The organism is Clostridium tetani, from assembly GCF_900167265.1.
GTDB classification, from domain to species: Bacteria; Bacillota; Clostridia; order Clostridiales; family Clostridiaceae; genus Clostridium_G; species Clostridium_G tetani.
Genome location: NZ_FUWT01000009.1, coordinates 83,229 through 104,309 on the forward strand (window position 1 = coordinate 83,229; position 21,081 = coordinate 104,309).

The window sequence follows — 21,081 nt, forward strand, 5'->3', positions numbered from 1 at the left end:
CAATATATAGTTAACAACCATTTATCACTAATAATGAATAATGAACAATTATTAATAGTTTTTTCCATTGATATTACGAAAAGTTTTTAATTATATAAAACCTAGATATTCACCATTGTTCATTGTTAGTTGCTCACTAGAAAATAATGCCCCTTGATAATAATGCTCTATAGTCTCCAGAAGAACTTAATTTCTTATCTGAAAAAGCTATTAACACTTCTTTTTTTTCTATTTCTCTTTTTTTATATATTGATACCATCTCAGGCTTTATTGCCTTAAGCATTCCTCTATCTCCATTAACTACTGAAAAAGGAATGTATACAGTATCATAATCTTCTATTTCATTTTTTTGAAATATGTCTTTTTCTACAACGATAACTGGCAAATTAGTCACTGGCTCAACTAATTCGTTTCCTGTATCCAAAAATGCATTTATACTTTTTTTGGAGTTCTTTAGATCTATATCTATTTTATATATAAGCTTGTCTAAAACAATTCTATCCCTTATAAAGCTAACTATTCTCTCTAATAGTAAATACAGTAGTATTATCGCCATTAAAAGTTTTTTATATGGAAAATTTACAATTGCTACATTGCTTTTAAGTCCATTGCCATTAGCGATTTGCATAAAAATACATATTCCTGCCAATAATATTGAATATAAGATGAATATAAAAGTAGTTTTTAATTTAAAAATTATATTCTTCTTTCTAAAAATTGTAAATACCATGCAAAAAGCAACTAAAAGTTTGAAAAAAATATTATTTGCATAAGTTTTTTTCCCTATTAATATAAATAAAAGATATGAACTACCTATTATTGAAGCTAAACTTAAAAAAATAGAATTTACCTTTTCCTTAACAGTCTTTGCTGTTAAAGAAAGAAGAAACCTATTTATTATAAAGTTTTCAAGAAATAAAATATCAAGGTATATATGCATTAAAATCCCTCCTGTTTATTATTATATATCTTAATATTTTAAAATTTTGTTATTTTTTGGTATGTATTCCTTCTTTTTATTCCCCTTATTTTGATAATAAACATAAAAAAATCTGCCCTTTTTATAATTGGGTCAGATTTTTTTATATAAACTATTATTTTCTTTGTCTTCTTAAAAAAGTAGGTATTTCTAAGTCATTTTCGGTATAATTGTCATATTCTTCTTTAGATGCAGCTACTTCTGAAGACATTCCTTCTTTGTCTTTATTTTTTACAATTTCACTTTCTGAAAATTTTTCTCTTGGTTCTTTTTCATATTCCTTTTCAAAACCTGTAGCTATTACTGTTATTCTTATCTCATCTTTTAAATTTTCATCTATAACGGCTCCAAATATAATATTTGCATCTGGATCTGCAGCTTGTTGAACTACTTCTGCAGCTTCATTTATTTCAAGCAAACCAAGATCTGCTCCACCTGTTATGTTAAGTAATACTCCAGTTGCTCCTACAATAGATGTTTCTAAAAGGGGACTGGATATAGCCTGTTTAGCAGCTTCCTGTGCCCTATTATCGCCACTACCTCTTCCTACACCCATGTGGGCTAGACCTCTATCTGTCATAATAGTTTTTACGTCTGCAAAATCTAAGTTTACAAGACCAGGGATGGTTATTAAGTCTGATATACCTTGTACACCTTGTCTTAAAACATCATCTGCTAATTTAAAAGAATCCATTAGAGTAGTTTTTTTATCTACTATATTAAGTAATCTTTCATTTGGTATTGTAACAAGTGTGTCCACACTATCTTTTAAATTTTGTACTCCCATTTCAGCATGAAGCATTCTCTTTCTTCCTTCAAAAGGGAAAGGTTTAGTTACTACGCCTACAGTTAATATATCCATAGACTTAGCTATTTCTGCAATAACTGGAGCAGCTCCTGTACCGGTTCCGCCTCCCATACCAGCAGTTATAAATACCATATCTGCACCTTTTATAGCTTGAGATATTTCCTCGCCACTTTCTTCAGCAGCTTTTTGTCCAATTTCAGGATTTGCACCAGCCCCTAATCCTTTAGTTAGTTTATCTCCTATCTGTATTTTTTGAGATGCTTTTGAAAGCATCAATGCTTGTTTATCTGTATTTACTGCAATAAATTCAACATTTTTTAATCCTTCTTCGATCATTCTGTTTACAGCGTTATTTCCACCGCCGCCACAACCAATAACTTTTATCTGAGCAAATTGTTTTTCATCTACATCAAAATCTAGCACTATAATACCTCCTTATTAGAAAAAGTCTAAAAAAAACTCTTTTATCTTTGATATGATTCCCTCTTTTTCTTCTTCATAAAAAATTTCTTCTTCATTTCTGTTATATTTCTCTCTTTTTTTGTTAAATTCCTTATTATCCTCATCTATTGGATTAGCTTTTAAAGTGTTTAGGACATCTTCTACTACTCCAACAGCTGAAGAATATAATGGACTAGCTGTACCTATATATTCTGGCATTCCTATTCTGGTGGATTTATCCATTATGTCTTTTCCAATCTCATTAACTCCTTTTAGTAATGCTATACCTCCTCCTACAATAACTATACTTGATATATTTGTCATTTGTTCATTTTTTACTAGCTTCTTTTTTACTAAAGAAAGTAATTCTTCTACCCTGAAACTTATTATTTCATTTAGTATATTATAACTAATTTCAACTGTGTTGTCATAGCTTGCATTAACTTTTATTTTAAAATCCTCTTCTTTTTGAAGATTGATTTTTCCATACTTTAATTTAACTTTTTCAGCCTCAGACATAGGTATGTTTAAACATAGTGAAATATCGTTGGTTATCATATTCCCACCTATTGATATCTTATCTTGATAAATTACTTTTCCCTCTTTAAAAACTGTCATATTTGTTGTTTCTGCACCTACATCTAGCAAGAGAACTCCTGTTTCTGTTTCCTCTTCCTTTAGAACAGATACAGCATTTGCCATAGGTTGGAAAACCATACCTTTAACAATTAATCCTGATTTTTTTATGCATTTTAATAAATTGCTTATTATTGTGGATTCACTTAATATTATTTGAGCATCTACTTCTAATCTTACACCACTCATACCTATAGGATCCTTTATATTGTTGTATCCATCTACTATATATTCTTCTGGAATTACTCCTATAATTTCTTTATTTGATGGTATTGTTATAATTCTTGATGCATTTAACGCTCTACTAACATCATTTTTCTTTATTTCTCTATCGTCAGATGATACTGCCACCACTCCTTTATTTAGGATTATTTCACATATTTCTGCTGGAATTGATAAGTAAACTTCTGTTACTTTTGCATCAATCATTGTCTGTAGCTGATAGATTGAGGTTTTTATACCCTCAGAAGTCTCATCTATATCTATTACAACTCCCTTTTTTATACCAGTACAGGGAACATAATTGATTCCTACTATTTGAATTTTTCCATACTTATCAAGTTTTCCTGCGGCAGTACAAACAGATGACGAACCTATATTCAATCCTACTATGTATTCATCCATAAATTTCCCCTCCTATAAAGGAATCACTAATTTATATATTCAACATAAATGTTTTTTTTCCTCTATGTTACATAATATTTTTAAACTCTATAAAAAAAGAAAGATAAATATCTTTCTTTTTAGTTAACTTTTTTTAAATCATTTATTTTAACATTTCTTGTATGAGTTGTATGACTCCATTCTTTATCATCTTTTCTTAATATTCCTTGAATAGATATAGGTATCCAGGTTATAGCATATATGGGATATATTATGTAGTAAAAAAATATCTTTAAATCTAATTTACTTTCTAATATCAATATAAATGGAGTATAGATAAACTGAAATATAGAAATCATTATTGCTGAAAAAGTTATCATATTAAAATTCATAACATACATTGATAATACTTCATCTATATTTAAAATCATATTTAATGCTTTATTTATATAATTTATTGTACCCATAGCCATAGAAAAACCAAATAATAATATTATTATAGGTTGAATACTATAAAGAGCACAATCTAAGGCTTTAAAGTCTAAATCCTTTACAGATTTTTTTATCAACTTAAAAAAATATCTATGAGAAACATCAGCAAACCCCTGCATCCATCTTCTTCTCTGCGACCAAGACTGTTTAAGTGTTAAAGGTTTCTCATCATATATTATAGCCTTATGTGCCCAAGATACTTTATAACCATTTAAAACTAGTTTACAAGAAAATTCTAAGTCTTCAGTAAGACAAGTAGCTCCCCATCCAATTTCTTTCAATACATCTATGTCTATACAAAACCCAGTACCACCTAATTGATTGGATAATCCTAAATTACTTCTAGATAATTGAAACATCCTGTTTGAAGTCCAAAAGGATATAGAATAGCTTCCTGTAATCCAAGTATCCTCAGGATTTTTACTGTCTAAATAGCCTTGAATCACTTTATCTCCTCTAAGCATTTTCTTATTCATTTCATTAAGAAAGTTCTTGTGAACTAAATTATCAGCATCAAATACAACTACAGCATTATGCCCTTTTGTCATTTTAAATATTTTACTAAACATCCATTCTAAGGCGTAACCTTTACCTCTTTTTTCTTTATTAAATCTTTCATACACAATCGCACCTTCTTTTCTAGCTCTTTCTGCTGTTCTATCTGTGCAATTATCTGCAATAACAAATATATCATAAAGCTCTTCTGGATAATCTAGTTTTTTTAAGCTATGAACTATATTTTCAATAACAATTTCCTCATTGTGAGCAGCAACTACTAAGGCAAATTTATTTTTAGGTTTACACTTTTCTTCATCTTTTTTAATCCATATTCCAAAGAAAGATATAATTAAATAATACATAGATATAACAAAGACAATCCACGTTATAATTTTAGTAATTTCATGTGTAATATTACTAAGGACTTCCAAAATTATCCCCCCTAATTCATGGTTATTTTATCATAATTAAAACATAATTACTATATTATTTTAAATTATTTGCATTCTGATGAATTTTTATGAATTTATCCTATATATATTATACACCATTTATTACATATATAAAAAATAGGAGTATTAATACTCCTATTTTTTATATGGATATCATTTTTTTAATAATTTCCCTATCTGTAGAGTAGGCTATTGCCTTATCATAAGATATCAATTCTTTTTTATATAATTCTGCTAAAGCCATATCCATAGTTTTCATTCCATATTTAATTCCTGTTTGCATAGAAGATTCTATTTGATGAACCTTACCTTCTCTTATCATATTTTGTATTCCATGAGTAGCAATCATAATTTCTAAGGCTGCTACTCTACCTTCTCCATCTTTTCTAGGAACTAACTGTTGAGATACTATACCCTTTAAGACAGTGGCTAACTGTATTCTTATTTGTTGTTGTTGTGATGAATGGAAAACATCTATTATTCTATCTATAGTTTTAGCTGCTCCAATAGTATGTAAACTAGATAATACTAAGTGACCTGTTTCTGCAGCTGTTAAAGCTATTGATATAGTTTCTAGATCCCTCATCTCTCCAACTAATATAACATCTGGATCTTCTCTTAAAACTGCTCTAAGAGCTTGAGTATAGTTTTTGGTATCCTTTCCTATTTCTCTTTGGTTTACAATAGAATTATTATGTTTATGAAGATATTCTATTGGATCTTCTAAAGTTATTATATGTGCTGATCTTTTTGAATTAATTTCATTTATCATGGCTGCTAAAGTAGTACTTTTACCTGCTCCTGCAGGTCCTGTTACTAATATAAGTCCTCTTTTGATAAGTGATAACTCTTTTATGGTTTCTGGGAAATTTAGAGTATTTAAACTCGGCACCCTTACCCCTACAATTCTTATAGCAATAGCATGGCTACCCCTTTGTTTAAATACATTAACTCTGAATCTTCCTAATCCTGGTATAGAAAAAGAAGTGTCTATTTCTCCTCTTTCACAATATTCTTCAAAATCTTCTCCAAGAATCTCCTTTGCATATTTCTCTAAATCTTTAGGTTTTAATTTATCTTTAGATATTTGAGTTAGCTCCCCATTTACTCTAATTGTTGGAGCTACACCTACTGTAAGATGTAAATCTGAACCATTATGTTGTAATGTTGTTTCTAACAAATTGCTTAAACTTTCCACTTTATTTATCCTCCCCGTTTAATATATATATATTCCCCATATATCAATAGCCTTATAAGCCTGGAGTCTTAACATATCTTCTCCATTAATTGCCATTATATTCATACTTTTTGCCTGATTTATAAAAATAGTATCTTGTGTCTTATAATTTAAATCGTATATTATCACATCTTTTTTTAATTTAATTTTTTCTAAATTTATTGGAAGATTTTTTATATAGTTGTTTCCTCCCAAAGGAGTACAATTTATTATTATATCATACTGTTCATATTTTATAATATCATAAAAATCGTAAAAACATCTTATTTCTTTCAATTTTTCTATGTTTTTATCTTTATTTCTACATAAAACATCTAAATTTTTACACCCTATGTCCATTAATGCATAATAAACACAAAGAGCTGAACCGCCATTTCCTATAATTAATGCATTCTTATCTCTTAATTCAACATTTCTTCTTTTTAGACTTTCAGTAAAGCCATAGTAATCAGTATTAAATCCAATTAATTTGTCTTTTAGCACTACAACCGTATTGACTGCTCCTATTTTATCAGCTGGGTATACAAGCTTTTCTATATATTTTAAAATCTTAGTTTTGTAAGGTATAGTTACATTAAATCCTACTATGTTTTTTCTGTATAATGTATCTATAAAGTAAAATAGCTCATCTTCATTTACATCAAATATTTTATATTTAAATGGAATATTGTTTTTTTCATAATATTCATTATGAATCTTAGGTGATTGTGAGTAAGATATATTTTTTCCTAATAATCCTGTGTACTTCATATGTTTTCCTCACTTTATACTGTTTTAAAATCTCTCTATATTTTATACCATATCTAAGCTTAATTCAAAGCCTTTATGGTTTTTGCATTTCCTTGCATAGTTTTTTTAAGGATCTTTTCTCTATTCTAGATACATAAGATCTAGATATACCTAATATCTCCGCAATTTCTCTTTGAGTTTTTATTCCTCCGTCAACTAAACCATATCTCATTTCTATAACAGCTTTTTCCCTTTCAGTAAGGCAAATATCTATTTTTTCATAAAGTTTTTTTAGTTTTATTCTATATTCCACAATATCTACTATAGCATCTTCATCTGTACCTAAAACATCCATTAAAGAGATTTCATTACCTCTTACATGTTATATATTTATAAAATGTTATTACATATATTATATAATAGTAGGGATTTTTAATACATCTTATTTTTGACATAAAATAAGAGAAGATCTAAGGCTTAAACTTTAGATCTTCTTTTATATTAATTTGCAAGATATTTAACTATTTCAATTTCTGAACTTTTAATGTTGTTTTTATACCATTCAAAACTTTTCTTTTTTTCATCAAAGATTTGTATAATATATTCCTCAAATGGCTTTAAATCCTCTTCTGATTTTAAATGTATTCTTGATTTAAAATTTTCAGATTTAGAAGGTTTTTCTGTTTCATGTTCTTTTAATTCTTCAAGTGGAATGTTAGTAAGAAAATATTGTTTTCTATCACCAACTTTTATTCTAACTAATGGATAAAAATATGCTATATCTGTATAATTCCCTGTGTGTTTTAGTTTTAAAAATTCAGTATCTCTATTATTTTTATTTAACATATCTTTTATTACCTTAAAACATGCTTTTTCTAATTCATTAAATTCTTTTAAATTATTATTTGCTTTATAGCAATAATCTAAATATATTTCAGCAGTTGTAATACAGTCTGGTAAAGCTCTATGTGAATTGTCTTCCGATATACATAAATGTTCTTTAATCGTGGTTAATTTATGATTCGGTAAAAATGTATACATAGCTCTACTTAATTGAAGGGTATCAATTGCAACATTTTTTATTTCTCTATTTATTAAAGCTAAATTTGCATTCAAAAATTTTATATCAAAGCTAGCGTTATGTGCAACTAATGGGTACTCTTTTATAAATTTTAATAACTCTGGTAAGACATCTTCTATTACAGGGCTATCTTTAACCATATTATTAGTTATATTATTAATTTCCGTAGCCCTTTTAGGTATATTGATTTTAGGATTAATCAAAGTATTATACTTTTCTACTATTTGTCCACTTTTATATTTAATTGCCGTAATTTCTATAATTTTATCTGTAACTGGATATAGCCCAGTAGTTTCTAAATCTATTACAACAAATTCATCAAAAACACTTTTAGAATAATTAATATGTTTGTCTCTTCCACAAAGTTTTTTATAATATTCATCGCTAGACAAGTCTGATGTTTCTTCTCTCCCTTTATCATCTTCTAATTCGTGAATATTACTTAAATAATCGGTTTGCTTTAAGAGATTATCTTCTGTTTTTTCATTAACTACTTCATTATTTGAAGATTGATCTTTTATATTTTTCTTAATAGTACTTATTTTAAACGCATAAATAAACATTGCTATTAAAAATCCTAATGATATTAAAAAAAATATAGCTGATTTTAATCCGACTACAAATGTTAAAATAAAAGTTATTAAACAAATAAAATATTTTTTATTTGCTTATTTAAGCTCCGACATTCCAATACCCCCCCCTATTGTAATTAACTCCATTATAGTACAATAGGAGATTGTATGTAAATATTTACTACATATTTAGACATTTTACAACAATAAAAAAAGAGGTAGCAGCTAGCTACCTAAATGTTATTACTATTTAAATTTTCTTCTCTTTCTTTTATTAGTTGCTTTAACTCTTCCAAGTCCTCTAGTGTAGCTTGATTTAAGATAATTATATTTAATCTACCTACTACTTTTTAAATTTTTTACTTTCATAGAATTCTACTTGTTCATTAACATCTTCAATTATTTCCTTAATTTTTTCACTTGATATATGCTCTATTTTATATTTTTCAATATTAGTCATAAACATTAAATCTGCATACTTCGATTGTATTATGTCATATAATCTTTTACCATTTTTAATTGAATCCAATTCTTTTTTTGATATATCTATAATAACTATCCCATCTTTAAGAAAAATCTTTTTTATCAATCCTTTAGCATTATTCCATTCTTCAGAATCATTTTGTCCCTTATCTTTGCCTGCACCTTTTCCACTAGTAATACCTTCATAAGAGAAAATAATTCCACATTTTATATTTGAAATAGATAAGAGCATATAAAACTTTCCTATCCAAGTTACATCAACAGGTTTTTTATAATTTTTACACTCACATATTATTGGCTGATATATGATCTCAGGTAATGCATTATATGACATTGTAGCTAATTCACTTGGAGTAATTATAATATCATATTCATTTGAATTATTACTTACATTAGTAAACAATTTAAATAATTTTGTTTTTATAGTTATAAGCTCTATTATTTTTTCTAATATATTTCCTTTTGTCTTTGCCTTTACTCCTTTATATTTTTCTTCATTTGAGTGCATATTTATAAGCAATTTATATAATTCGTTAAATTCCTCAGAATTTATTCCACTCCTTTTCTGTAAAACCTTTGCTAGTATATCAGGAGCATCTTTATTAAAATCCTCAAATTTATCTAATAGGTACTCACATTCTTGGAATTTATATTTTTCTTCACTCATATATATCCCTACTTATAACTTTATATATAACTATCACATTTTTTAAAATAGAACATTTTTTTTCGCAATTGCTACATGGCTCTTCAGGTATATCTTCTATATTTTCATAAGTATCTTGTATATTGGTATCTAATTCATTTTCACAAAAAATTTTAAAATTCATTTCCAAAACATTATTTCTCAATAAAATTTTAATTAATTCTTTTGCTTTATCATATGTAATATCAAGTCTATTAGCTATATCGCTACAAGAAACATGACTCTTATATTGATATTCTAAAAAGCTTTTCAAACTTTCAATCTGTTTGTCATCTAATATTTTCAATATCCCCTCTAATCCCCCATATATATTCGATGGCATAATTCATCAACTCCATATTAATTTTTTTAGGATCCTGGAAATTAAACAAATCATAGTTTTTATCTCTATAACTAAATAATATATTTACACAAAGAGAATTATATTCTCCTTTACACCAAGACAGTAATCTTGATTTATATTTGGCATTTTCTTTTATATTGTTAATATATTTCTCTAACATTTTTTTTATTAACTTTGTTTCATTAGTTTTGTCAAATAGCTCTTTACTCTCTTCCATAATAATTTCTAAATCTCCTATGAATGGCATTACTAAAGTTTTACCTGCTTTTAGTTTTGCCAAACTATCAGCTTTTAAACCCATACATTGTGAAATTTCATTTACTTCATCTTTTTTATTCTGTACAATACATTTTATTATTTTACTTGTTCTAAATTCATTAATAGTACAATTAAAATCTGTACATATTTTGTACAATTGTGGTTTAAATGTAGTCTCATAAAAAGTATCATCAGATTTAAACCCTATCATATCAAATCTATGTTCTAATATTTTCATCTTTTTATGATAAACCCACAATGTAGAATAAAAAACATCTTTTGTTTGATCTAATTTAATAATAAAAGGATTTATAGATTTACAAAATTTAAATGCAATGTAATCGTCAGTCTGTACAAATATAGGTTTATCAAATTCTTCAATCAAATTAAATTTTTCACATTTTAAACTTTCAATATCAATATAATTTTCTATATTATCATTAAGGTTAAAATTATCACATTTATAGTAAATAGCATATCTGTATGCTTTATTTATAAGCATATTTTCTATTATGTAAAACGTATCTGAATTATTATCAATACATTTCTTAATCCTTTGGCTTTTTGATTCAGATGTATTAATTAAAACACTATTTTCTTTTTCTTTATAACTTGCTATTTTTTGTTTTGTTAAATTATTTATTATTTGTTGCAAATTATATTCCGGTAAATAATATTCAATTGTATTATTGATTAAATTTTTATATAGTTCTCTATTCATAACATCCTCCATTATATTGTATTTCAGAGAATATACTAGTATAATAGAAGTATAAACAATGAAATACCATCATTTTTAAGAAACCATTTTAGTTCCATTCACGGTGGTTTCTTCTTTATTGTAAAACTTTTCTACATTTGGTACAAGCTATTCGACAATATTAGATAAAATTAGTTATATGTAAAATAAAAAAATAGATAGTTCTTAGCTTAGCCTAAGAACTATCTATAAATTAACACTTCGGTACTTTAAGAACTATTTGATTTTCTGCTACAACTTTACCTTTCTTATCATATCCTTTAACATTTATTTTATAAATACTTCCCTTAGAAAAAGTATAACCGCCATTTCTCTTGGTTATTACCTTACTCGTGTTTTTAAATAACTTAGTGTAATTACTATTAGGTGGTGTTAAATCAAATGCCCAACTTGCCCCTTTATCGTTATCCACCCAAGCGAATATTCTATTAATATCTTTGCTGTAATCTCTAATTATTAGATTTATTCCTGGAGCACCACCTTGATAACTGGCGTATCCCCCACCATCTATATTAATGTAGGAATTATTTATATTATCATACTCATTTAAATTGTGTTGCCTTATTAGATTGATTAATTGCTGTGCATATATAGGAGATGTTGCATATCCTGCTCTCTGTAAAGCGTTAGCCTGTCCTACATAATCTTTTTCATTAAAAAAACCATGCTGTTTATATCTAGAATTATTTACTAGAAATAAAGCATGATCCTCTATACTTTCTGCGTAGCTATTATAAACTCTAAAGTAATCATTTATAAGTGTCTTCTTACCATTATAATATTCATATGTAGGATAACTTTTTTTACATCCTCTCCATCCACCTATGGCTTTTACTCCAAATAGATTTTTACAATCTCTTGATAAACTACTTTTGCCCCAACCACTCTCTAATATTGCCTGTGCAATAGTAATTGAAGCTAATACCCCATATTTCTTCTGTGAAGCTATAGCCCCATCTTTAACACTATTTATAAAGTTAGTTGTATAGCTCAACTATTTCTCCTCCTTACTTTTTACTGTAGTTTGTTTTACTAATTGATTTCCAAATACTGCAACACCTGCTGTAAGTATTCCCTGTATTACTGCATTTGCATTGAGTCCAATTAAAGCTATAGAACCTAATATACCTATAATTAATAGTATCCATGGTATTGTCCAGTCTTTAATCTTTTCTGTTCCCTTTAACATTAGTCCCAAAACGTATAAAGCAGGTACCAATATAAATGCCTGCTCTGTAATAAATTCCATTATGTTCATTTCCATAAAGCATCCTCCTATTTAAAAATATTGTGTTGAATTGCATAAAAAAAGAAGCTAACTAAAGCTCCTACTGTCAACCCAATATACCATTTCATAACACTTACTAATTGTTTAATTTGATCACATAAATTTTCTATTTTCACATCTACTCTGCTTTGATTTTGTTCTAGTTTATCTAGCCTCCCTGCATGATCATTAAGTCTTTTATCATGTGTTCCAAGTTTATCCCTTATTAATTCTTCATTCATATTGCACCTCCAAATTGTATAATATTTTTTTAATCTGTCTATAATCCTAATATCAACATATTCATAATCATTACCGCCTTTCAATTAAAAGAGCAGTGTTTCAGTACATTGCTCTTTTTTATTAAAATCAATAACTGTATATAAAAATTAAATTTAGTCTATACTCTTAATGAATGTGTTTCATACTGTATTTTCCTTCACTTAAATAAGAGCAATATTATGTTATTATTGCTCTTATTTTTATTTAAATTTTTAATTACTTTTCTTGTATATTAAATTTAAGATGTGTCTATAATACTAATAGTTTTTTTAAACATTAAATCTCCTTTATAATTTTAAAAGAGTAGTGATTGGCAATCATTACTCTTTATTTTATTGCAATAAAAAAGACACCTTATTGAGTGCCTTCTAGTTCTTATTATATTATTCCTAATTGTTTATTTACTTCTTTATTTGTTCTATTTGAAGCTTCTAATATTTTTCTATAAAGTAAATTACCAGTGTATCCTTGTTTTAAATATTTATTTTCATAATACTCAAATGGTAAATTAGAATTATTAATATCCAAATATGCTGCTAACTCTCTATCTTTCATTAGTTTTCTGGCTTGCATTCTATATTTGTTTCTTAGCAAATGAGCTTTTATTGCTTGCTCTTTTATTTCTAATGATTTATCTATTTTATTAACAATGTTTTTATCATGATAAATATACCACTCTCTTACTTTTAGACTACTTAGTTTTCCAATTAAATTTTTATATTCTTCAAAATTAATATCTGTTCTAACCCCTTAAACCCTTCTTTTTAGTATTTGCATCATTTATATAGTATAGATGATATATGAAAACCTGTCAATCTAAAATGAAAAATGTGGATTTTATACATTAATTATCTTTCTAGAATTCCTTCCCGTTTTTCTTCTATAAACTCTTTCATTTAACACGAACATATAGATAATAATTATCCTCAATCCACTCAAAAAGAGCAGTGCTATATAATACACTGCTCCTTTTATTAAAATAAATAATTGTATAAAAGTAATATTATGGTTATACTATTAATAGTCATAGTTTCATATTAAAATTCCTTTCCTAGATAAAAGAGCAATGGCAACGTAGCATTGCTCCTATTTTTGCATTGAAAAAAGACTCTTTCTAGTCTAGTATTCTTTTTAAATCTACTTTTATTGATTAATTTATTACATCTCCATCATAACTATATGAAACTTGCCACTATTGATCTTCTTTAATATATCTGCAGGTTTAAACAGCTTTTCTAAATTATATTCTATTAATAAATCATTTAAATTATTAAATCCATATTTATTAAAATCATCTCTATTAGGTTTTTTACCACCATCTAAAATTAAAGACTTAAACACTTCTTCTTGGATATATTCAGGTTTAATTGAGTAATAATTTGAATCTTGTTTAATCAGATATTTATAACAATAAATACTTGGAGAATCTTCAACCCATTCTCCACCGTAAACCCTTCCGTTATATCCATTATTAGAATAATCATATATCTCCGTAAGATTACCCTCGTTTATTCCCCAATGAGCAACTAAATGTCTATTGTTTCCTGTTAGTTCTTTATTATAAGTAAATAATACTTCTTGGTCATTTAGTGCTTTACTCCATACTCTAGCTTCGGATACTTTTCCATTATATCTTGAATAATTGTCCCAAACACCTATATACAAATCATCTAAACTATTAATAGATTTACCAACTTGAAATTTTCTAATAAAGTTTCCATCTCTATAATATTTTATGAATTGTTTCTCATGGGCAATTGTTATATTGTGCCAACTTCCTATTGGAAAATTGTCTACAGTATCTATTACTACTCTTCCACTTACAGCATTAGTAAAACACAAGTCTTTACCGTACCAATATAATCCTTGAGAAGTATTTAAGTCACCACGCATAAATAACCCTGACCAAGCGTTAAAAGAATTCGAATTGCTATTAATCCAAATTTGCAAGGTGTAGTTATCTCCAAACTTTGGAAAGTTATCGAAAAAAATATAACCATCACTTTTAAAATTCAAAGAGTATTTTTTTTTATTCAAACTATATCATCCTTTCGTAATAAAATTTGTTTATTAATCAAGTTTTTCTTTACACATCCATCATTATTTCAAATTCATTATCTAATTTATCATAAATTTTATATTGTTCACATTCATATCTAATTACTTTATTTCCTTTGTTTTTTATACTTTCTTCTATCATCTTAATGTTGCCTAGAATCTTATTAGCATCTAATTCAAAATCTGTTTTCCATATTCCCGTAGATTCCTCTAAACTCATTGGAACGTCTTTAAAATCTAATGGTTCTAGTATAGTATTAATGTTTTTTGTTCCATATTTATCATACCATTGCTCTAATTGTGCATTATCATTAGGTTGTCCAAGTTTATAAAAATTGTTTTTAATCGAATGATAGTTAGAGTTTTGTTTAAGTAAAAATTTATATAGATTCCCGTACATTTCTATTTCTTTTACTAACCACGCCCACGTTGGTATACCTACATCTGTCTTTGCCACTAATCTATATTTATTAAATGCTTTATTATTTGTTGATAAATCTAATATATTTAACCCAGGAATCAATGAAAACTGTTTAATTTCTTTCCATTGCATCTCATCATCGAAACCTTGCACTGACACTATATTTATAGAAGAATTACTATTATTAGATTGATGCAGTTTTATTTTTATTATTGTTATTGGTTTTAAAAAATCATACCCTATCCAAGATTTATCTATTGTTTGTCCAGTAATGCCACCCCAATTTGTATCTAAATTTCCATCAAATGCACATTCCTTCTTTCTTTCAGGATATGAGGGTTGATAATCATTCGATGCAATAACTGTACCGTTTACACATAAGTTTTTATCCATGCTATCATTCCTTTCTATAAAATCTTATTTAGAATCTATCTTTTAAAGAAAAGAGCAACCGAATAAATCGGCTACTCAATAATTGATTTTTATATCACCATTAAACTTCACATGTACTTGTAATAATGTATTACTTGCATATACAACATCAAATGTATCTTCTTTAGCTTGTATCCATTTGCCCTCACCGTCATATTGAAGGTCAAGGTTTTTTAATTCTTCTATATTATCTATATTGTTCATGGATAATAAATAGGCAAATCTTATCTTTTTAGTAGTTACTAACTCATTCCAAAATACATCATTAATAGAGTTAAATAAGTCAATAGTCATCCCGTTAGTTCTTATGTCCTCTACATCTAAATTAATATCTACCCATTTCTCATTTTTAAATACTTTCCATGTTTGTCCACTATCAACTGAACAAACTATCCTTATATTTTCACCTGTAGCAGTAAGATTAAAATAGTCTATATTTTCTACATTACTTAAATTCATATCACACTTTGGAATTAATAATCTATCATGGGGTATAGCTGTAGTAACTAAAGTTTTTATAACCCCATCTTCCCCAATTTTGAAACTTTCTACTTTTTTAAAATTGGACTTTTTGAAAGTAACAACATACTCTGATTTAATATCCATTTCTCTATTGAACGCGAAATTAGATGTGTGTTCTGTTTTTAGATGTGCCTTACCATCAAACACCATCATTGGATCTTTTTCAAAATCGTTAGATTCACCATTAGTAAATTCATTCTTTGTTAATATAATATTCTGTGTGCCTAAATCATATTTAAGCACATTTACACGGGGTACTTTAAAATCTATTGTATTAACAGATATATTTACTATTCTAGGTTCTTCAGGACTTCCTATAACACCCATCTTAGATATTTGCTTCATGCTTGCACCTGTAATTTCTCCTGCTTCTGTTCCATTTATAGTAGTAAATTTACCTGTATCTTTTGAATAAGCTACTAGTTGTTTGTCCTGCTTGTTTACTACATCTACATCTTCAAGTTCTTCAAATTTAGTAATTCTTTTATCTACTATCTCTTTATGTATTTTTTTACTTGTCCATGCAGTCTTATTGGATATTATACTGTCATCTAAAACTATATCCTTGTCATGTGTTACATTAAAAAATTTGCTCACATCATCACCTCTATTCATTGATAACTAATTGAAAATCCCTAACATTAAAGTTGTGATTTTCTGCATTTTTAGTTATTCTTACAAATATATCTTTGCTTTCACCTTGTTCAATACTATATACAACCAAACATTCTTTATAATTTTCTCCATCAAAAGACAATTGTATCAGGTCATTACTGCTTGTTTCAGTGCCTATGTTGATGTTTGTATAATCTTTATCTCCAATGTTTTTAATAGTTATAAGCTCCTCTAAATCTTGGAGTGTAGCAGGATTCACATTAGTAACCACATTACCATGATATATAATTTCAAAATTGTAAGGACTACATATATAAACATCCCCATACTGTAAAGATAAATGACTTGTAGTGTAAATCTCATTATTATCTTGATCTTTAAATATAAAATATCCTACCATATTACCATCTATAAATACTTTACATTCTAAGTTCTTATCAAATATCCTTGTCTTTAATAAATTCCCTTTTAAATCATACAATTCACAAATAGTATTTTCAGGGAAATTTTGAATAGTTATATAAGGATTATCATAAACACTATATTTATTTAATATAAAATCTTCAGCACTATATTTCATAAATCCTTGTTTAGTCATAGCTTCATCGAATTTCATACCACCTATATTTTTATAATTCATACCATCTGTACTCGAATAAGCCTGTATATAATTATCTTGCTTCAATATTTTCCAATATTTATTCTGTTGATCTAATTCTTCATCTTTAATACCAAAGGTATACTCATTATTTCCTAAGTAAATCATAGAGTAATCATAGTCATTCATGTGCTTGAAATTTTCTTTCTCTAGCTCTATAACAAATTCATTATAATCGAATTTTCTTTCCATCTTATTATTACTCATTAGTTTTATCTTACCTGTTTTAATATCTCTAGTTATATTTGAATTCCCTGCAAAGTCATTAAAAAAAGAGGTAAGATAAAAATTATCTACCTCTAATACTCCATCCTTCACTTTTATTAATTTCATAAACTACCACCTCAATTAAACTCTGGGCTGCATAATATAATCATATGGTACAAATTCAACCACTTGTATATTTTTGGTTCCTGTACCCTGTGCTAATAATGTGTGTGCTTCTGCTAATGCATCTTCATAACAATTAGTTGCATAACTGGTTAATTCTTTTCCTTCTTCATTAGTTTCATGTCCATATGGTAAAGATATTAGTTGTTTATCTTTTAATATTCCCCACATCTTCTGTCTTGGTTTTTTAAAATCTATTGTGCTTTCTAACATATTATCACTCTCCAAATATATTTTTTCTTTCAAAATTTTGCGTTTCAATGCAATAGTGTCTACTGCCCTTTAGTTTGTCTAAATCTTTCATAATATCTCCATTTTGTACTATCCTATTAAAGTTTCTTTCTATATCCATAGCTTTTGGATTTCTCCATAATGGGACTAAATCAAAATGATGGTATTTCATATAATCTATTAAGTTAGCTATTAATATTCCTATAGCTTGTAATCCATTTTCAGCGTTTAAGAAATATACTTTTTCAGCTTCCCATCTAACCCACCTGTAAGCTCTAATATAGTCTTTATTAGGTTTGGATGTATCTAAAGAATACCAATCATATAATAATTCCATAATAAATTGTACAGCTTCTTTACCACTACAACACATCCAAGCTTGTACATTTTTATGCCATACCATTATTAATATATTTATTAAATCTACCATTATTTCTATTGATACTGGCATAGGTGGGATATTATAATCTATTCCCCAATATTTACCCCATTCAATAGGATTGTCATTATATCTTAGATATTCATAGTTAGGATTTTCTAATAGCTCTTTCATTTTTTCATAGTCTTTATTAGGAATAATTAATTTATCCATTGGATCTGTGGGATTTAGCCACCACCATCTTTTGGCCACCTCAATAAATTTATTATTATTGCCTACTTTATATATGTTTTTCATGAGTGTACCTTGTAATTGCTCATCATGTTCTTTATATATATCCCAAATAGTTAAATCTAATAAATCTTTTTCTATTTGTTTATAGACATTTATTAAAGGCATATAATCTAAATATTTATCATTATCTCTATGTATAGATATTATAGCCTCCCTATCTAAATATCTATTATAATATTTATCTATAGTCTTTAACCCTTCTCTATAGAAATACTTTTTATTCTTATCTTTATCTATAGATTTTATATTTATTCTATCTAAACAATCTATATATTTGTATTTTTCTATATTCTTAAGTAGTATCTTATGCATTAATCTAATATTGTAATCTTTACTAATTCTTCTTATGGTTATACTATCTAAATTATTTACAATATTAGATTTTAATATTTTAGTTATACCAATTCTTTTTAAAATATCTGGATTTTCTATAGTATCTATTTTTTTAAAATTCACTCTGTCTACAAAATTATATTTATCTTTATCTATATACTTATCCCTATACTTTTCAAAAAACTTTAATTTATACATGTCAATTTCCTTAAAATAAATCCTATTTAAAAATCTATAATCATGTTTTTCCATGCCTGTGTTTTTCTCTAATTTTAAACTTTGTATAAATTGATATTTAGATAATCCTTTTTCTGTTATTTTATTTGTATATATACTTTCAAATTTATCTAATTGTAAATTTTCTCTATCTATATTTAGATTTATACACTTATTATCTTTATTTAATTGTATATTTCTAAACTCTAGTAAATTCTTGTCTGTTTCTACATGTATATCTATACTATCTCTAGGTTGGAGTTCTGTATCTACTTCTATGTTTATATTTATACATTCCTTTTGCCCTAGTTGCATACTTTTCTTTTTATTAAATTCTATAATGTTTGTATCTTCTAAAGGCATACTTTTATCTTTATTTATTTCTCTGTCATGCAACTTTAGCTCTTTTTCAAATTCTTTTACCATAATGGGATTTTCTTTATATAAATATTCATTATTCTTCTTTTCTATATTATAAAAATACTTATATAAGAGTTTATCTCCTCTAGTCTTATCTATTTCAACTATCTTATCCTTATAAAATAGTTTTTCTTTATGTTTTAACACTTTGCTTGTAATATCATATTTAAAAGTTGCACCAGAATGAGTATCCCCTACATATTTAAGACTACATAGGGGTATTTTATGTAGGGGCATATAAAGAACCTCCTATTCTGTTGTTTTATAACACCTTATAGCTATACAATAATTAATATTTGCACTATTATTAAGAAAATTAAAAGGTGCTGTGAGTTTAAATTTCTTGTAATATTCTTCTTCATCTGTATCTTTCTTATATGCTAATTTATCCATATCATATATTGCACTAGCATCTCCAGCAAGTACATTGATCATCTTTCCTCTTTCCATATCTACTGGATGTACTAAAGTAATATCGCTAAATTGATGTTTCTTATGATTCCATCTCGAACCTTCTACATTACACTTGTCCATAAATGGATTAGTAGCATAGAAAGCAGGGTAATGTGGCTGATAAGGCATACCTATTTTATTAGCTATCATACACATATCTGTTACTCCAGTAGCTGTTCTTTCTCCATAGAGCTTTGTATAATTAGGTTCTATATCAGAAGATACAGTTATACCAAAATTATATTTATCATCTGTTGTAGCACTATCTTCAACTGGTTTTAATGCTCCCATATAAGCATAGGATGTTAAATAGTTTTCATATGGATGCACATCTGCCGAAGGATCTCCACGCAAAACTAAATTTATACTATCTTTAGTTACATTGATCCAATATTGAACTGGTAAAAAGTCCTTAATTTCTGGTTGTAACTTTCTATACCAAGCTAGTCTATAATTATATTCCTTTTGCATATTTTTAGGTATATCTAAATCATTACCTTCTTTATTTAATTTATCTGATATTTGTAATCTTATATTATTAATTGAATTAGATTTTGTCATGGCACTTACGTAAGCATTGTAATCTCCACTTTTACTTGATTCATCATTTACACCTGCCATTATTTCTAATACTTGCGCATCTGTTCTATCATAACAATATTCCCGTATACAATATCTATGTAAACTTTTAAAATCAACTAATGCTTTCTTTTCCTCTTTTGTTAAATCTGCTTTTTCTCTATCTATTTTTACATAAAATTCTTTACCATATGTTGTTGTAGCCTTAATAATGCAGGTATCATTTTGTTCTGTTACTGTAAACTTAGTATCCACCTTATCTGTTGTAGAATCATCTGTAATAAGATTTATTTCTTTATTTTCACCTGATGTTCCTATTTCATCTAGTGTTTTTGGATAAACCAAATTCCATTTGTATATTCCAGCATTTTTTGTTATTTCCGTTACTAGATTTTTTACTAAATCCTTAACCTGGCAACTTCCTTCTGCATAATAAAATTTTTCTTCTGCCAT

At 26.9% G+C, this 21,081-nt stretch carries 21 protein-coding genes and 1 pseudogene; all 22 read right to left on the minus strand.

From position 1 onward, the window contains the following. Positions 1-136 precede the first annotated feature (136 nt). Positions 137-940 carry a sigma-E processing peptidase SpoIIGA gene (spoIIGA, locus tag B5D21_RS08205; RefSeq protein ID WP_011099363.1) on the minus strand — a complete coding sequence of 268 codons (804 nt, stop codon included), beginning with the start codon at positions 938-940 and terminating at the stop codon, positions 137-139. A gap of 154 nt (positions 941-1,094) precedes the next feature. Continuing rightward, the gene (ftsZ, locus tag B5D21_RS08210; protein ID WP_011099362.1) at positions 1,095-2,210 is read right to left on the minus strand and encodes a cell division protein FtsZ; all 1,116 of its coding nucleotides are present in this window, start codon (positions 2,208-2,210) and stop codon (positions 1,095-1,097) included. A 15-nt stretch (positions 2,211-2,225) separates the two neighbouring features. Further along, positions 2,226-3,488 (minus strand): cell division protein FtsA, encoded by a 1,263-nt coding sequence (ftsA, locus tag B5D21_RS08215; RefSeq protein ID WP_011099361.1) that lies wholly within the window; start codon positions 3,486-3,488, stop codon positions 2,226-2,228. 119 nt (positions 3,489-3,607) lie between these two features. Beyond that, positions 3,608-4,888: a glycosyltransferase family 2 protein gene (locus B5D21_RS08220; RefSeq protein WP_011099360.1), complete on the minus strand. Its 1,281-nt coding sequence runs from the start codon at positions 4,886-4,888 to the stop codon at positions 3,608-3,610. A 163-nt stretch (positions 4,889-5,051) separates the two neighbouring features. Then, positions 5,052-6,107 carry a type IV pilus twitching motility protein PilT gene (locus B5D21_RS08225; RefSeq protein ID WP_011099359.1) on the minus strand — a complete coding sequence of 352 codons (1,056 nt, stop codon included), beginning with the start codon at positions 6,105-6,107 and terminating at the stop codon, positions 5,052-5,054. Positions 6,108-6,125: 18 nt separating this feature from the next. Next, positions 6,126-6,896, minus strand: a complete 771-nt coding sequence (locus B5D21_RS08230) for a shikimate dehydrogenase family protein (protein WP_011099358.1) — start codon at positions 6,894-6,896, stop codon at positions 6,126-6,128. Positions 6,897-6,969: 73 nt separating this feature from the next. Then, positions 6,970-7,248 (minus strand): annotated as a pseudogene (locus B5D21_RS08235) (sigma-70 family RNA polymerase sigma factor); the annotation flags it as partial. Between the two features lie 128 nt (positions 7,249-7,376). Then, the gene (locus B5D21_RS08240) at positions 7,377-8,519 is read right to left on the minus strand and encodes a 3'-5' exonuclease (protein ID WP_011099357.1); all 1,143 of its coding nucleotides are present in this window, start codon (positions 8,517-8,519) and stop codon (positions 7,377-7,379) included. Positions 8,520-8,871: 352 nt separating this feature from the next. Further along, positions 8,872-9,678 carry a hypothetical protein gene (locus B5D21_RS08245; RefSeq protein ID WP_011099356.1) on the minus strand — a complete coding sequence of 269 codons (807 nt, stop codon included), beginning with the start codon at positions 9,676-9,678 and terminating at the stop codon, positions 8,872-8,874. Further along, positions 9,671-10,003 (minus strand): hypothetical protein, encoded by a 333-nt coding sequence (locus B5D21_RS08250; RefSeq protein WP_035109987.1) that lies wholly within the window; start codon positions 10,001-10,003, stop codon positions 9,671-9,673. The genes B5D21_RS08245 and B5D21_RS08250 overlap by 8 nt, the downstream gene beginning before the upstream one ends. Then, on the minus strand, positions 9,987-11,039 hold the full coding sequence (locus tag B5D21_RS08255) for a hypothetical protein (protein WP_035109989.1): 1,053 nt from the start codon (positions 11,037-11,039) through the stop codon (positions 9,987-9,989). Before B5D21_RS08255 ends, B5D21_RS08250 begins: the two co-directional genes overlap by 17 nt. 232 nt (positions 11,040-11,271) lie before the next feature. Next, positions 11,272-12,072: a glycoside hydrolase family 73 protein gene (locus B5D21_RS08260; RefSeq protein WP_011099354.1), complete on the minus strand. Its 801-nt coding sequence runs from the start codon at positions 12,070-12,072 to the stop codon at positions 11,272-11,274. Further along, positions 12,073-12,342, minus strand: a complete 270-nt coding sequence (locus B5D21_RS08265; RefSeq protein ID WP_414646498.1) for a phage holin family protein — start codon at positions 12,340-12,342, stop codon at positions 12,073-12,075. A gap of 11 nt (positions 12,343-12,353) precedes the next feature. Continuing rightward, on the minus strand, positions 12,354-12,587 hold the full coding sequence (locus B5D21_RS08270; protein ID WP_035109991.1) for a hemolysin XhlA family protein: 234 nt from the start codon (positions 12,585-12,587) through the stop codon (positions 12,354-12,356). A 418-nt stretch (positions 12,588-13,005) separates the two neighbouring features. Beyond that, a complete protein-coding gene (locus tag B5D21_RS08275) occupies positions 13,006-13,200 on the minus strand; it encodes a hypothetical protein (protein WP_012047659.1) in 195 nt (64 codons plus the stop codon). Between the two features lie 585 nt (positions 13,201-13,785). Next, entirely contained in the window at positions 13,786-14,664 is an 879-nt protein-coding gene (locus B5D21_RS08280) for a LamG domain-containing protein (protein ID WP_011099353.1), read from the minus strand. Between the two features lie 49 nt (positions 14,665-14,713). Then, entirely contained in the window at positions 14,714-15,499 is a 786-nt protein-coding gene (locus tag B5D21_RS08285) for a discoidin domain-containing protein (RefSeq protein ID WP_011099352.1), read from the minus strand. 75 nt (positions 15,500-15,574) lie between these two features. After that, positions 15,575-16,657, minus strand: coding sequence for a hypothetical protein (locus B5D21_RS08290; protein WP_035124965.1), 1,083 nt, complete (start codon positions 16,655-16,657; stop codon positions 15,575-15,577). A gap of 10 nt (positions 16,658-16,667) precedes the next feature. Further along, complete coding sequence (locus B5D21_RS08295; RefSeq protein ID WP_011099350.1) at positions 16,668-17,666, minus strand: hypothetical protein; 999 nt, start codon at positions 17,664-17,666, stop codon at positions 16,668-16,670. Positions 17,667-17,681: 15 nt separating this feature from the next. Then, positions 17,682-17,936, minus strand: a complete 255-nt coding sequence (locus B5D21_RS08300; RefSeq protein WP_023437986.1) for a hypothetical protein — start codon at positions 17,934-17,936, stop codon at positions 17,682-17,684. A 4-nt stretch (positions 17,937-17,940) separates the two neighbouring features. Then, the gene (locus B5D21_RS08305) at positions 17,941-19,833 is read right to left on the minus strand and encodes a hypothetical protein (RefSeq protein ID WP_011099349.1); all 1,893 of its coding nucleotides are present in this window, start codon (positions 19,831-19,833) and stop codon (positions 17,941-17,943) included. A 12-nt stretch (positions 19,834-19,845) separates the two neighbouring features. After that, complete coding sequence (locus B5D21_RS08310) at positions 19,846-21,081, minus strand: hypothetical protein (protein ID WP_011099348.1); 1,236 nt, start codon at positions 21,079-21,081, stop codon at positions 19,846-19,848.